The organism is Robinsoniella sp. KNHs210, assembly GCF_000686105.1.
Classification (GTDB): Bacteria; Bacillota; Clostridia; order Lachnospirales; family Lachnospiraceae; genus Robinsoniella; species Robinsoniella peoriensis.
Window position 1 is genome coordinate 4,297,272 of sequence record NZ_JMLZ01000002.1, and the last position, 15,825, is coordinate 4,313,096.

Below are 15,825 nucleotides of genomic sequence, written 5' to 3' on the forward strand. Positions count from 1 at the left end.
GGTAGATTTTTAAAGTAGGTTAAAGACCTGCTTTTTAAATAAATATTTACAAAAACGTTTTTGTAAAAATGTAACTGTAAAGTAATTGCATGAAAGAATCAATTTAAGGAGGAAAAGGTATGAAATTCAAAAAAGTAATCTCGGTAATGACTGCAGCAGTTCTGGTTTTAGGAATGTCCGGATGTGGTGGAAGTACAGGTACATCGGGCGATTCAGGGGATTTACAGGAAAGTAAAACTTCTTCGGATGATGTGGTGGAAGTCACCATTCCAACCTATCTGGCAGGTGAAAATGTAGGTGCTAAGTTTTTTCTGCCGGAAGTGGAACGGTTTAATAAAAAATATGAAGGCAAATATAAGATTAACATAGAAGAAGTGCCGCAGGCATCTTATGCAGAGAAGATCAAACAGCTGGCACAGCAAAAGAAACTTCCGGCGCTGGTACATTCAGCGGGATCTGGCGGAATTGATGTGCAGTGGTTCAAAGATGTAGCGGTTGCCAACGACATGGCCTATGATTTAAGTGAATTTTTGAACAGTCATCCGGATACTAAAAAGAATCTGGTACCGGAGTCCATTGATTATTGTACTGTGGATGGGAAAGTAGTCTGCATGCCTATCGCAGTTCTGAAGCCGGTAGGATTATTTTATAACAGCAGCTCATACCAGGGAGAGAAAGATATAAAGGATATGTCTATGGAAGAATTTCTGGCATCACTGGGAGATCATAAATTCGCGTTCCAGACTGCAGATAATGGATGGACAACTGGACTGCTGCTTTCTGCTCTGGTAGCCAGCCAGGAAGGCGGCATAGAATTAATCCAGAAGTATGCAGATGATAAACTGTATGATTATACAGATCTGGCTATTGTAAATGCAGTAACAGAATTGCAGAAACTGTTCCAGACCAATGCGGCTTCGAATTCTATTGGCGCTGCGTATGCTGATGCGGCAAATGCATTTATGAGTAACAATGCTTCTATAATCTGTAATGGTTCCTGGATGTCCTCCGAATTTGAGGAAGCATCCAAAGACAAGTGGAGTAACGGGTTTGACGGTAAAAATGTGAAGGCAACTATTTATCCGGGTGATGTTGCGCTGGTAAATCCAAGGATCTATGGAGAATTCTGGGTAGCAAATACAGCATCAGAGGAAGAAAAAGAACTGGCATGTGCATTTTTGGAATTCCGGGATTCCCAGGAAGAGATTGAAGCATTAATGCTGGCAGAAGGAGGAGTGGCACCTTCCATTACATATTCAGAGGATTTCCAGAAAAAACAGGAAGAAACGCCGATCTTATCCCAGCTTTCTGCAAGTATTACCGACAATACAAAGTATGCAGTATCCCTCTATGATGTTATGCCATCCTCTGTTGCAGATATTGAATTTGGAAAACTACTGCCTAAATTAGCGGATAATTCCTTAACACCGGAACAGTTTTGTCAGGAATTAACGAAAAAGGCTGAAGAAGCGAAGTAGGCTGCATTGTGAAACCAGGGAAGAAGGAGAAGCGTCCAATGAAAAAAGCACAGGTCAGTAAATTGGAAAAAAGAAATTATAAATGGATTTATTTATTTTTATTACCTTCAATTCTTATATTTTTATTTTTTTATCTTTCTCCCATAGTAACGGTGTTTGTAACTTCCTTTACGAAGTGGGATGGTTTTAATAGCCCTGTATTTGCAGGACTGGATAATTACAAGCAGATGATCGGCAGTGATACGTTTCTAATTGCACTAAAAAACCTGTTGTTCTGGTCAATTATAGCAGGAACACTGCACGTGGGATTTGGTGTTCTGGTAGCATTTATTCTTTTCCAGAAACCTTTTGGGTGGAAGGTAACAAGAACGGTGTTTATGATTCCAAATGTAATATCGGCAGCAGCATGGGCATTGATCTATAAGTTTATCTTTAATAACGATATGGGTATATTAAATAATATCATTCGTAAATTTGATCCTGAATTTGGGGTTCAGTGGTTTTATCAGTCACCATATGCATTTTGGGCAGTTACATTAACCTGGCTGTTTTATGCGGTAATCGTAACCCTGGTTGTATTAAATGACCTTATGGCGATTCCGGAGGAATTGAATGAGGCCGCACGAGTAGACGGTGCTGCGAAATGGCAGATCATTACAAGAATCCACCTGCCGCTTTGCCGCAATGCCATAGGCACAGGAATCATCTGTTCCATCACATCGCGAATTGCGATGTATGAACAGATCGCCCTGACAACGGCGGGAGGTCCGGGGGATGATACAATGAATCTTCCTATAATATTAGTAAAATCCATCAGTGATATGAAATATGGATATGCCAATGCCAACGGTGTAGTCATGTTCATATTGGGACTTTTAATTCTGGCGCTGGTAAACAAAGCATTTCGCATGAACGAAAGCGCATATTAAGGAGGGACATCATGAAACAGGTAAAAAAAGTTCTCGTTAAGATATTTGAATATGGAATATTGATTTTTACAATCATCGTTTCTGTGTTTCCGATTATATGGGTTATCATGTCTGCATTTAAAACAAATGCACAGATCCTGGGGAGTCCCTTTTCACTACCCACCAGTATCAGCTTTGATGCATTTGCCTATTTATTTGAAAAATATAATTTTTTAAGGTATGCCCTGAATTCACTGTTGATCTGCATTACCTCCACCGGATTATCCCTTATTATTTTTGCCATGGGAGGATATGTAATCGCGAAATATAAATTCCCCGGGAGAAATTTTATATTTGCATTGTTTACCATCACCTTATTGGTACCGGCGCAGTCGAAGGCACAGCCAATCTTTTCCTTGATCATGAACTTAAACCTATACGACAACATATGGGGAGTAGCCCTGGTGTACCTATCGGCAGGACTTGCTATGTCCATGTTTATTTTAAAATCTACATTCATGTCAATACCCAAGTCCCTGGATGAAGCAGCGGCAATTGAGGGAGCCGGATTCTTTAGAATATTCTGGAAAATTAATCTGCCGCTGGCTAAAAGTGGACTGGCTACAGCAGGAATATTGATGTTTTTAAATAATTGGAATGAGTATTTTTATGCCTCATTGCTTACTTCTTCGGATTTAAACAGGACATTACCCCTGGCACTGCAGTTTTTCAATGAAGCATTTTCCTATGATTACACCAAGCTCTTTGCTGCACTCACGGTAGTTGTGCTTCCGGGAATTATACTCTATGCATTTGCGCAGGAACAGGTGCAGGAAAGTATAGCGGCATCCGGTGTAAAGGGATGATCACACCATGGGCAAGAACACGAAAAATAATACAAATCAGGAGAGACAACTTATGAATTTCGATATCAATACAGTACCATTCAGCTGCTATGGATCTTACCTTGCATTTTCTTATCCAAGAGATGGGGAAGGTGTTTATCAGGATCATCTGGCTCTGCGAATTCTCTATGGCATGTTTAATGAACAGGAGACATACCCTATTGTGATGCTGAATCAGGAGGGAGTGCCGGTTGCAGGAGACATAGAAGCTACACCTGTCCAGTTAAAGGTAAGCGCCGGTGGACAGGGCTATCAAATTTGTTTTCAAAATGAAGATACGGTACATTTAAAGGGCAGTACGGATATTATGATCACAAAAACGAAAATGTTCGGTTTGATGTGTGACCGTGTGATGCACCATGAAACAGGAAGCTGGGAAATAGCGGGAAATGATGCATCTGTTATCATAGAAATGATCAGGGGAAGTATCAGTGATGATTCCGTGTGGTCCGAAGAGGTAACAAGATGTGAAAATATAAAAGTACTCATTCATCCCGATAAAACGGGTGAATTCGAAATAAAATTGACACTGGCGGGGTTAAGTTACCGCAAACCACAGAATCTTACTTATGAACAAAATCTGCAGAATGTAGAAACTGCATTCGAAGATTTTAAAAAACATTTTCACACGGGCATTGAAAAATACAAAGATTCCATGGAGTTGGCTGCCTACATTAGCTGGCACAGTGTAGTGAGGCCGGAAGGATATGTAAAATATCCGGTTATGTTAATGACGAAAAATAAAATGAATATGGTTTGGAGCTGGGATTATACATTTAATGCCCTTGCCATGATGGACAAAGATCCGGTCCTTGCGTATGACCAATTTCTGGCGATTGCTGAAATGCAGGAAAAGGACGGATCCTACCCCGACGCGTTTCATGCAAGAGCATATGTATGTACCTTTGTAAAGCCTCCGGTACAGGGATTTATCTTAAAAAGAATGTTCAAAATCCAAAGACCCGGTATGGATATTCTTAGGAAAATATATGATTCGGTTGTACGTTTTACTCGGTGGTGGTTTGATTACAGAGGGAATATAGACGGTATTCCTGTCTATCATCATGGAAATGATTCCGGGTGGGACAACAGCACAGCTTTTCGCCTGGGAGTACCTGTAAAAGCACCAGACCTATCGGCATGGCTGATAATCCAACTGGATTTTCTTGCAGATACTGCACTAGAGCTGGGACTCATTGAGGAAGCAGACGTCTGGAAGAAAAAAAGTGAGGAACTGCTGCAAAAGATGTTAGCGCTTTTTGTAGAAAATAATCACATGAAGGCAATCAAAGTACCGGATAATAAAACAGTGGAATGTGATTCCCTTCTTCTGTATGTTCCCCTTATTCTGGGAGAAAAACTCCCCGCTGAGATACGGGAAAGAATGCTGGAAGAACTTCTGAAAGAAAAGAACTTTATAACGGACTACGGTATAGCGTCGGAGCCTGTTGACAGTCCTTACTTTGTAGAAGACGGATACTGGAGGGGGGCAATATGGCCGCCAACTGCCTATATCATGACCGAAGCATTAATGGCAAACGGGCGAAAAGAAGAGGCAGTATTAAACGCACGGCGGTTTTGCGATATGTGTGCATCTGAAGGATTTTTTGAAAATTACAGCGCCATTGACGGGCATGGACTAAGGGATTCCGGATTTACGTGGACGGCAAGTGTATTTATGATATTGATTAGAGATTATCTGGAGAAGTAAAGAAAAGCTTATGCTGTGCAATGCAGCATAAGCTTTTTGGATTTTAGGATTTGAGTTTTCAATATATAAAGATATTATTGCAGAGGGCTATCTGGATCTAAACCACATACAAAATCGGCATATCTCCCAACGTATCTGCAATCTGTTCCCTTAGGAAACTTTCACCTTCCGTTCGAAGAGATGTCTGATAACAGTACTTTCCTCTGCCTCTGCCGGTCATGTTTTCTTTACTGTACAAATCAGGTGAGCTTGGAAATGCTTCGGCATTGATTGCACGGTGAACAAAACTGTAAGTCATAAAAATAATTTCGATAAAAGCTTCTTTTTTCACTTTATCCGAAAGCGTATCGGCAAGCTGTGTAAAAAACTCTGTGTATATTTTTTTCCAGTCGTCAACGAGTATAATAGGAGCAAACAATATTCCTACTTTATAACCGGCATCACACATTTTATTTAGTGCCTGGACCCGGCGCTTTAATGAAGAAGTACCAATCTCAATTTTGCTGATAATCTCCTGGGGGTTCAGGCTCATACGGAAGATTACCCTGCCTTTATGGGGCAGGTCAAGAAGAGGATCCACCATATCAAACTTTGTTGGAAAGGTCAGATACCCTCTTGGCTGAGCGGTAAATGCGGGTATGGTCCACTCCAGGTTATTGGTTATGGTATTTTCAAGGACAAGATCGCTGTTGCTTCCAATCTCAAAGGTTAATTCCTGTTCAGAGGAAGAAGCGGATTTTATCAGTCGTTCCATCATTTTTTCCCGGTTTACAAAAAGTCTCAGATACGAGCATTTATTATAATTACAGACCAGATAACAGTACAGACACATGGCACTGCAGCCGGACGAAGTATAGGGGACCAGGTAATCTGAGACTTTTTGGTTCGGTACATATTTATGGGTTTTTCTGGTTCCGATAATTAAATGGCGTTTCATATTGGCGAACTGTGAATTTTCATTACTGCGCAGTTCGTCAATTTTATTGTGGCTTTCTATTTCGATCCAGGGTACAGCAGCATATTTGTCTTTTAACTCCTGACCCAGAGGATAATTCAGTACATCCGGTTCATAATAGATTTTATCAGGATACATTTTAAAACCTCCCATATTCGTAGTCTTCAATTTCTCTTTTTAGCATTTACCGTTTTTCAAAAAATACTTCATAAATATTTAAAAAAGTACTTGCAATTTTGAAAATGTATGTTATAGTAGTTATAGAACAGACAGAAACAAAGAAATTCAGCTGTCTGCAAATGAATGTGATGAGGAGGTTTGATTATGAACATTAATAAATTTACGCAGAAATCTTTACAGGCAGTTAATGACCTGGAAAAAGTGGCTTATGAATATGGAAATCAGGAAATAGAGCAGGAACACTTACTATATAGTTTATTAAATCAGGAAGACAGTCTGATTCTCAAATTAATTGAGAAGATGGAAATTAACAAGGAACATTTTGCTGGAAATCTGGAAAATGCTTTGAATAAGCGTCCAAAAGTTTCCGGCGGACAGCTTTTTATCGGACAGAAATTGAATAAGGTCCTGATTAGTGCGGAAGATGAAGCAAAAGCCATGGGAGATGAGTATGTATCCGTGGAGCATTTGTTCCTTGCATTGCTGAAACATCCCAATGATAGCGTGAAGGCGCTGTTTAAGGAATACGGGATTACAAGAGACCGTTTCCTTCAGGCATTGTCAACGGTAAGGGGTAACCAGAGAGTTGTCAGTGATAACCCGGAAGCAACTTATGATACCTTGAATAAATACGGTCAGGATCTGGTAGAGAAAGCCAGAGACCAGAAGCTGGACCCGGTAATCGGGCGTGACAGTGAGATCCGGAATGTAGTCCGTATCCTGTCCCGTAAGACAAAAAACAATCCGGTGCTGATCGGAGAACCTGGTGTTGGTAAAACTGCAGTTGTGGAAGGACTGGCACAGCGTATCGTCCGGGGGGATGTTCCGGAAGGATTAAAGGATAAGAAGATCTTCTCTCTGGATATGGGAGCTCTTGTTGCAGGTGCCAAGTACCGCGGGGAGTTTGAAGAGCGTTTAAAAGCCGTACTGGAGGAAGTGAAGAAAAGTGAAGGACAGATCATCCTGTTTATCGATGAACTTCATCTGATTGTGGGTGCCGGTAAGGCTGATGGTGCAATGGATGCCGGAAACATGTTAAAACCAATGCTGGCAAGAGGAGAACTGCACTGTATCGGTGCGACCACTTTGGATGAATACCGCAAGTATATTGAAAAGGATGCGGCACTGGAACGCCGTTTCCAGCCGGTAATGGTAGATGAGCCAACAGTAGAAGATACCATTTCAATTTTAAGGGGATTAAAAGAGCGCTACGAGGTTTTCCACGGAGTAAAAATTACAGACAGTTCTTTAGTCGCTGCAGCAACATTGTCCCACCGGTATATATCTGACCGTTTTTTACCGGATAAAGCCATTGACCTGGTAGATGAAGCCTGTGCTTTGATTAAGACGGAACTGGATTCCATGCCTGCAGAGCTGGATGAGCTTCAAAGAAAAATTATGCAGATGGAAATTGAAGAAGCTGCATTGAAAAAGGAGACAGATAAATTAAGTCAGGACCGTTTAGAGAACCTGCAAAAAGAACTGGCGGAACTGCGGGATAATTTCAGCAGCAAAAAAGCCCAGTGGGATAATGAAAAGCATTCGGTGGAAAATTTATCCGGACTGCGTGAGCAGATTGAAAATCTGAACAAAGAAATTGAAATGGCGAAACGGGATTATAACCTGAATCGTGCGGCTGAACTGCAGTATGGGGAACTGCCAAAATTGCAGGAACAGTTAAGTATTGAGGAAGAACGGGTAAAGAGCCAGGAGCTTGCATTGGTTCGTGAAAGCGTTACGGATGAGGAGATCGCCAGAATTATATCCAGATGGACCGGAATCCCGGTAGCTAAGCTGACAGAAGGTGAGCGAAGCAAGATCCTGAATCTGGATGAAGAACTGCATCACAGAGTGATCGGACAGGATGACGGAGTAAACAAAGTAACCGATGCCATTATCCGTTCAAAAGCAGGAATTAAGGATCCCACAAAACCGATTGGTTCCTTCTTATTCCTGGGACCTACCGGTGTAGGTAAGACAGAACTTGCAAAAGCCCTTGCGGCAAGCCTGTTTGACGATGAGCAGAACATGGTGCGAATCGATATGAGTGAATATATGGAGAAATACTCCGTTTCCAGATTAATCGGAGCGCCTCCGGGATATGTAGGATACGAAGAGGGCGGGCAGCTGACAGAAGCAGTGCGCAGGAAACCGTACTCGGTAGTCTTGTTTGATGAAATTGAAAAGGCACATCCAGATGTGTTCAACGTATTACTCCAGGTACTGGATGATGGACGTATTACCGATTCCCAGGGAAGAACAGTTGATTTCAAAAATACCATATTAATAATGACATCAAATATTGGTTCGGCTTATCTTCTGGAAGGGATTAATGAACAGGGCGAAGTTAATGAGCAAAGCGAAGAGATGGTAATGAATGACCTGCGCAATCATTTCCGTCCGGAATTCTTAAACCGGCTGGATGAGATCATTATGTTTAAGCCCCTGACAAAAGCTGATATTGGAAGCATTGTAACCCTTATGATGGCGGATCTGAACAAACGTCTGGCAGACCAGGAAATCCGCCTGGAGTTGACAGATGATGCGAAAGAATATATTATAGAAGGCGGTTATGACCCAATCTACGGGGCAAGGCCATTAAAACGATTCTTACAGAAGAACGTAGAGACACTGGCGGCGAAGTTAATTCTCTCCGGCAGCGTAGGCGCAGAAGACACTATCGTGCTGGATGTTGAAAATGACCAGCTGGCTGCACATGTAAAAGTGACCGGTGAAGTAATCAAGTAGAGGTACGAAATGATTCCAAATGACCCATTTATACTATTAAGCTACGTGAATACACAACTAAGAGACTTTTATCCGTCTCTGGAAGAAATGTGTAAGAGCCTGAGCATAAAAGAAGAAGAACTGATCAAAAAATTAGAAAACATCGATTACTATTACGATGCCGACTTGAATCAGTTTGCTTAAAAAGTTATAAAAAGAAATCCGGTTCTTCCTGACGGATTTCTTTTTGATTTATATATGTTTTTTGTTTCTCAGACTTTTTTGTAAAAGTCCTATATTTTTCTTCCTACATCATGTATAATATTCTCTATATGTTATAAAAAGGAGAAGAATCATGCAAAAAGAAGAAAGAAGAAAAATAAGGAAGAAAATTACGATCGCTTCTATCGTCCTGCTGCTTGCGATGGTAGCATTTTTACTCTACGTAGGATTTAGCAAGCAAGTATCCCAGATCGTATTTTATGGAGCAATTGCTATTTTTCTGGTTATTTACTGGGTTCTGCTGGATGTGGTAGAGCCAAGGCTGTTACATGAGCTGGATGGGATTTCGGAAGACCGGAAGAGAGCATATTATAAATATGCAGGAACGGATCTTGTAGGATATGCAGGTATCGCTTTTTTTATTTTTAATATTGGCAATGCCGGCAGCGTGGGACTGGTTGGGGCAGTAATTTATGTTCTGAGTATCAGTTTGAAGAAGAAATTCCGTGATGAATTTACCGGTGTAAATCTTCAGAATGAAGTGGAAGCCCAGGAAAATACAGAAGCACCCGAAACCCCGGAGGAGATAGAAGACCTGAGCGAACAGACGGAAGAAGTGCCGGAAGCAATGGGAGACCCAGACGGATCGACGAAAGAAACACCGGAAGCAATGGAAGACCAGGACGGATCGACGGAAGAAACACCGGAAGCAGTGGAATATCCGGACGGATCGTCGGAAGAAGCGCCGGAAGCAGTGGAAGACCCGGACGGACAGATAGAAGACGTGGCAGCAGAGGATTTGGTGCAGAAATAAACAGAATTTGAGGCGTATAGCATGTATACATTATTAATCGTAGATGATGAACCGCTGGTGAGAAATGCAATAAGTACGATTATAGACTGGGATTCTATTGGATTTACAACTATTTACCAGGCGGAGGATGGCCTGGAAGCCCTTGAAATATGCCGTAAGCATCAGATACATCTGGTGCTTACGGATATTGTCATGCCTTTTATGGACGGATTGGAATTGTCGAAGGCATTAAGTGAAGAATTTCCAGATATACACGTAGTAGTATTGACCGGGCATGAAGATTTTGAATATGCCAAACAATCCGTAGATCTGGGAGTGAAAAATTATATATTAAAGCCGGTTGGGGCATCCACGCTCTATTCAAAAATGAAAGAAATCTGTAAAAAGCTGAACATTGAGGCATCCCAAAAGCAGTATATAGCAAAAATGAAATTACAGATTCATCAAAGTATGCCTGCTCTTCAGGAAAAATTTTTGTATACCATGGTCTGTACCCAATATGGACAGTCGGATCATTTAGAAGACCGTATCAGGTCTCTTGAGATTCCGCTTGATTCCCAGCAATACATGGTAGGAATTGTTGAGGCAGATCTGACAAAAGCAGAGAATTCCGATATTGAGTTATTCGTATTTACAGAAAAGAATATTACCCAGGACTGTATCGGCAGTCAGCATTGTATTTTTGATGATAATAACAATAAGGTTATCATTGTATTTAACCTGGATTCTTTTGGAGATGACGGACATTTTATTGCATACAGTACGCTTCAGGTTATTCAAAAGGCCGTAACTGCTGTTCTGAAGGTGAATACCACTTGTGCGCTGGGGTCAGAGGTAAGGAAACTAAAAGATCTGTACCACTCTTACCACGAAGCCAGTACGGCACTGGATTGTAAATATTCACTGGGCGCCAACAAGGTGTATGATATCAGCGATCTTGATTACATCGAGAAGGCTTTTTTTTATCCTTTTGAGGGAATTAAGGATTTGATCTACAGCATTAAATTTTTACAAAAGGAAGATATAGAGAAATCTATGGCGGGAATTTATGATGACCTGCTTTGTTCAAAAAATCTCTCCAGTTCCAATATAAAAATGGTATTTATAGAGATGATAACATCCCTTTTAAAAGAATTGTCCGGTGTACGGCAGGTCTCCAAGGATGTGTGGGGAGAAGGCTTTGCTCTTTACAATGAGCTCGAGGACATGTCATCTTCCGAAGAGATTCTAAAAAAACTGCTGTCTTTTTCCATTAAAGTATCCCGGGAACTGCAGCAGCTCCAGTCCAACAGCGGTCAGATGATTATCCAAAATGCCAAAGATTATATTGGCAGCCATTATGGGGAAGAGGAATTATCCCTCAGCACTGTTGCGGAACACGTATCTGTCAGTACCGGATATCTAAGCGGGCTGTTCAAAAAAGAAGCAAAGATAAATTTTGTGGAGTACCTTACCAATATCCGCATGGAAAAAGCAATGGAACTGATTCGCAATACCGATAAAAAGACGTATGAGATTGCTTATGAGACCGGATTTTCCAATCCACATTATTTTAGTGTATCTTTTAAAAAGTATTGCGGTATGTCGCCCTCTGATTTTCGGAGTAAACACAGGTAAAATCTGATAATTCTAACAGCTGAATTGCAAATATTCCAGGAGGCATGTGTCTTGCAGGAGAAAACAACAATGATTAAGAAAATAAAACATCGCTATGATTACATGGGGATAAAGAATAAAACATTACTGCAGGTTTTTGTAGTCGTGATCTTCTTTATGCTGATTTTCATAGGGATGTTTTTGTTTATATTTACAAAGAAAATTGAGTCGGATAATGTGACTTATTCCAGGCAGCTGCTTCAAAATGCCAACAAACGTCTGGAAAATTATTTTGATGAAATAGCATCCATAGCAAATGAGGCTAACTATAACTATTATCTTCAGAATTATCTGATTGCAGAAAAAGACAATGCCGAGGGGTACAGCAATCTGACCAATGCCAAGAGTATGCAGGATTACGAAATGAGTTCCAAGGTATTTAACTCTTCCCTGAACAGCCGAACCGATGTGACGTCTCTTATGATTTTTGGAAAAAAGAGTCTCCTGTTACATAAGAGCATTTATGAATTTTGGTCTGTGGTACAGGATTATGATTCTTATCCCTGGTACCAGAAAGCAATAGAGACACCCAATACTTCTGTAATTACTGGGCCTATGCGGCATGAATTTCTGAAAGACAATACGGAACAGACGATTTCTTTGAGCAGGAGAATCAGCAGTTACGAAGACGGCAGTTTTTTAGGAGTGATTCTGATCGATTTAAATCTGAATAAAATCGCCGAAATATTTGAATCCTTCTATGCAAATGGTGAAGGAGCGCTGTGTATTTTAAATGATCAGGGACAGATTGTATATCCTATGAATTATGACAAGGTTACACCCCAGCTGCTTGAAAAGCTGAACAGCTCGGCAAAGGACAACTTTATTGCCCGTATAGATCAGGAAGAATATCAGGTGGTTGCAGCCACTTTTGAGAAGGCGGACTGGAAAGTGCTTTCCATTACGTCAACCGGAAAGCTGAAAGAGTCCATGTACGATACCCTTGGAATCGTTATTGCCGCAATTGTGCTGGTTATGGTGATTCTGGGCGTTGCACTCAGCAGAATTCTTAAAGGAGTAGTAAATCCAATTCTTCGATTAAAAGGGCATATTGATCTGGCGGATGAAGGGCATTTAACTGAGCGGGCTGAGGTTCTGAATCACAACGAAACAGGTGCATTATCCAAAAGCTTTAACAAGATGCTTGACCGTATTGAAAATCTCATGGGTGAGGTTGTAAATGAACAGGAGGAGAAGCGCAAATACGAACTCCAGGCATTACAGGCGCAGATCAATCCTCATTTTCTTTACAATACACTGGATTCCATTATATGGATGGCAGAGGCAAAGAATTCGGATGTAGTTCCTATGACGGAAGCGCTGGCGAAGTTATTCCGCATCTCATTAAATAAAGGAAATGAATTCATCCGGATAGAAGATGAAATGGAACATGTGCGCAATTATCTGGTCATCCAGAGTATGCGGTATACGGATAAATTTACCTATCATATAGAAATAAAAGATGAGGTCAGGTATTGCAAAACCATTAAGTTAATTGTGCAGCCTATTGTAGAGAACAGTATATATCATGGAATTAAGAAAAAAAGAGGAAAAGGCAGGATTGATATTCTGGCTTATCGGGAGAAAGAAAAGCTCTGTATCCGCATACAGGACGATGGAAATGGGATGAATGAAGAAACCTGCCGGGCCATACTGACGAAAGATTCCAAATTTGAAAACAGCAGCGGATCCGGTATAGGAGTAAAAAACGTAAATGAGCGTATACAGCTCTATTTTGGGAAAGAGTATGGGCTGCGCTATACCAGCGTCCTTGGAGAAGGAACAACTGCGGAACTGGTATTGCCTGTTATAGAAGAAACCATTGGCTAAAAGGAGGCAGAGAAAATGAAAAAACTTATCATATCCCTTGTAATCTGCCTGTTATTCTTAATTACCGGATGCAGCAGTTTTAATCAGAATGCGGAGATTGAAAACAGTTCCTCCCAAATGGAAAGCGAAACACGAAAGCTTGGCATAACAGAGGGGGCAGGTACCGGTACGGATATTGATCCTGATACAGAGAAACAGTTATCTGAGAAGTCAAAAATAGTGATAGGAGCCACTCTTGCATCAGAAGATTCTGCCTATTTAAAGACAGTCAGCAAGGCTATGATCCGTGTTGCAGATCAAAAAGGTGCCTCGCTGGATATCCGGAATGCAAAGTGGAATGAACAAATACAGACGGAACAAATGGATGAGTTTATCCACCAGAAGGTAGACGTAATTATACTTTGTCCCGTAAATGCAAAATCAATGCTTACTTCACTCAAAAAGGCTAAAGCTGAGGAAATACCCGTAATTAATCTGAATATGAAAGTGGATGCAATGTCCTCGGAATATATCAGTACTTACATTGGAGCCAGCAGCTCGGAAGAAGCAGCCCTGGCAGCAGACCTGATGGTTACCGCTCTTGAAGATGGCGGAAAAATAGCAATTATTGAAGGAGCACCGGGAAGCGATCCCCAGGTATACAGAACCCAGACATTTGTGGAGCAGATGAATTCCCACCCCCAGTTTGAAATTATCGGCATTGGAAACGGCAGCTGGAACCGGGAGAAAGCAATGCTGGTAACTATTGATTTAATGCGAAAAAATCCTGATATAAAAGGAATCTTCTGCCACGACAGCAATATGGCATTAGGAGCCCGGGCGGCGCTTGAATCCATTGATAAAACCGATGTCGTCCTGATTGGAGTAGGGGAAGACCAGGAATATCTGCAGGCGGTGAAAGATGGAAAAATCTATGGTCTAATAACACAGCCTCCGGTATATGAAGGTGCATATAGTATTTACTGTGCCATTGATATAGCAAACGGAGAAGAATTAAGGCCGTGGTATAAAGATCCGATCCAGACAATTACAAAAGAAAATATCGGAAGTTATCAGGATCCTATGGATGGAGAAGACCTGGAATTATCCAATTAGAAATAAAAAAATAAACCATATGTGAAAATTTCGACCAATCCCATGAAAAAATTGAATTAATTTTTTCGTGGGATTGTTTTATATTATGAGTGTAGCAAACAGCAAAACAACAAATTGGAGGATATCAAATGAAGAAGAAATTTTTAAGCGGATTAATTTGTGCAGCAATGGTAGCAGGAATGCTGGCAGGATGTGGAGCATCGGAAAAGAGTACAACAGAGGCAGCAGCTACCGGTTCAAGTCAGGCAGCATCCACAGAAGCGGCAGGAGATACTGCAGCTGGCACAGAAGGTGCAGGCGAAGCCGGAGGAGAAACAGCTGCAAACGGTGATCTGACCATTGGTTCTGTTATTATGAATACATCTGGTGAATGGTTTGCGGAAGTTATCGCAGGTCAGGAAGCAGCAGCAAAAGATCTTGGCGTTAAATTCAGTATCGTAAGTTCCGACAATGAAGTTTCCAAAGAATCCGATAATGTGGCAACTTATGTGGCACAGCAGGTAGATGCACTGGTGATCTCACCGCTTTCCGTAGATGCATCGGTTGCAGCGGTTGAAAGTGCTAAGGATGCTTCCATTCCGGTAGTAAACTGGAACACTACGGTAAATACAGATACGGAAGGGTTTGTAGGGGTCTCCAATTATGATCTGGGCGGAAAAACAGGAGAGTATGTAAAGGAATATGTAGAGAAAAATTTCCCGGATGGATGTAAGATGGCAATCATCGGAAACAGCAGTTATGAAGTTGGTGTTGAGCGATGTAAAGGTTTCAAGGATGCTATCAAAGATGCAGCAGGCCTGGAGGTAGTTGCAGAACAGGATGCAGAACTTCAGGAAGAAGGTCTTGATATTACAGAACAGATCTTAACCGCAAATCCGGATGTGCAGTTAATCTGGGCATGGAACCAGACTTCACTCCTGGGATGTGTGGCAGCGCTCCAGAACGCAGGAAATGCAGAAGTAGTTGTAATGGGAACAGACATGAGTGTTGATCTTGCAAAAGATATGCAAAGTGAAGCTGTGAAATTACAGGCAGTCACAACACAGATGCCTTACGATATTGGATATAAAGCGGTTGAAAATGCAGTAAAAGCGGCAAAGGGTGAGACTATAGACAAAGAGACTCTGGTGCCTTTGAAAACGTATACCAAAGACAATGCAGATGAAATCCAGACGTATATTGATGAACATAAGGATTTAGTAAAATAAGAATAGACTGTCATGAGCCTGTTTGAAAATTAATTTCATCAATCAGCAATGCCTGGCTTTGTGGAATGGATGTATCACAAAGAGGAATCACACCGTGATGAAAGCAATTTTCAAACTCGCTTCAGAGATAACATGA

The 15,825-nt window shown here is 41.2% G+C and carries 12 protein-coding genes; 11 read left to right on the plus strand and 1 reads right to left on the minus strand.

Annotated features, from left to right (window positions below):
* Window positions 1-119 precede the first annotated feature (119 nt).
* From CD03_RS0125050 to CD03_RS0125065, 4 genes are read left to right on the plus strand one after another with little or no spacing between them, the layout of a single operon-like run.
* Window positions 120-1,478 carry an ABC transporter substrate-binding protein gene (locus CD03_RS0125050; RefSeq protein WP_027295958.1) on the plus strand — a complete coding sequence of 453 codons (1,359 nt, stop codon included), beginning with the start codon at window positions 120-122 and terminating at the stop codon, window positions 1,476-1,478.
* Window positions 1,479-1,516: 38 nt separating this feature from the next.
* Window positions 1,517-2,407, plus strand: a complete 891-nt coding sequence (locus CD03_RS0125055) for a carbohydrate ABC transporter permease (RefSeq protein ID WP_027295959.1) — start codon at window positions 1,517-1,519, stop codon at window positions 2,405-2,407.
* An 11-nt stretch (window positions 2,408-2,418) separates the two neighbouring features.
* Window positions 2,419-3,252 carry a carbohydrate ABC transporter permease gene (locus CD03_RS0125060; RefSeq protein ID WP_027295960.1) on the plus strand — a complete coding sequence of 278 codons (834 nt, stop codon included), beginning with the start codon at window positions 2,419-2,421 and terminating at the stop codon, window positions 3,250-3,252.
* 52 nt (window positions 3,253-3,304) lie between these two features.
* Window positions 3,305-5,002, plus strand: a complete 1,698-nt coding sequence (locus CD03_RS0125065; RefSeq protein WP_027295961.1) for an amylo-alpha-1,6-glucosidase — start codon at window positions 3,305-3,307, stop codon at window positions 5,000-5,002.
* A 97-nt stretch (window positions 5,003-5,099) separates the two neighbouring features.
* Here the strand turns inward: CD03_RS0125065 and CD03_RS0125070 are convergent, their stop codons facing one another.
* Window positions 5,100-6,095: an SPL family radical SAM protein gene (locus CD03_RS0125070; RefSeq protein ID WP_027295962.1), complete on the minus strand. Its 996-nt coding sequence runs from the start codon at window positions 6,093-6,095 to the stop codon at window positions 5,100-5,102.
* A gap of 186 nt (window positions 6,096-6,281) precedes the next feature.
* Between CD03_RS0125070 and clpB the strand changes: the two genes are divergently transcribed.
* From clpB to CD03_RS0125105, 7 genes are all read left to right on the plus strand, one after another.
* The gene (clpB, locus tag CD03_RS0125075) at window positions 6,282-8,885 is read left to right on the plus strand and encodes an ATP-dependent chaperone ClpB (RefSeq protein WP_027295963.1); all 2,604 of its coding nucleotides are present in this window, start codon (window positions 6,282-6,284) and stop codon (window positions 8,883-8,885) included.
* A gap of 9 nt (window positions 8,886-8,894) precedes the next feature.
* Window positions 8,895-9,068: a DUF4250 domain-containing protein gene (locus CD03_RS0125080; RefSeq protein ID WP_027295964.1), complete on the plus strand. Its 174-nt coding sequence runs from the start codon at window positions 8,895-8,897 to the stop codon at window positions 9,066-9,068.
* Window positions 9,069-9,219: 151 nt separating this feature from the next.
* Window positions 9,220-9,900, plus strand: coding sequence for a hypothetical protein (locus tag CD03_RS0125085; protein WP_027295965.1), 681 nt, complete (start codon window positions 9,220-9,222; stop codon window positions 9,898-9,900).
* A 21-nt stretch (window positions 9,901-9,921) separates the two neighbouring features.
* Window positions 9,922-11,517, plus strand: coding sequence for a response regulator (locus tag CD03_RS0125090; RefSeq protein ID WP_027295966.1), 1,596 nt, complete (start codon window positions 9,922-9,924; stop codon window positions 11,515-11,517).
* Window positions 11,518-11,586: 69 nt separating this feature from the next.
* On the plus strand, window positions 11,587-13,386 hold the full coding sequence (locus CD03_RS0125095; RefSeq protein WP_141728546.1) for a sensor histidine kinase: 1,800 nt from the start codon (window positions 11,587-11,589) through the stop codon (window positions 13,384-13,386).
* A gap of 15 nt (window positions 13,387-13,401) precedes the next feature.
* Window positions 13,402-14,481: a sugar ABC transporter substrate-binding protein gene (locus CD03_RS0125100; protein WP_027295968.1), complete on the plus strand. Its 1,080-nt coding sequence runs from the start codon at window positions 13,402-13,404 to the stop codon at window positions 14,479-14,481.
* 128 nt (window positions 14,482-14,609) lie between these two features.
* On the plus strand, window positions 14,610-15,689 hold the full coding sequence (locus tag CD03_RS0125105) for a substrate-binding domain-containing protein (RefSeq protein ID WP_027295969.1): 1,080 nt from the start codon (window positions 14,610-14,612) through the stop codon (window positions 15,687-15,689).
* Window positions 15,690-15,825: the final 136 nt, after the last annotated feature.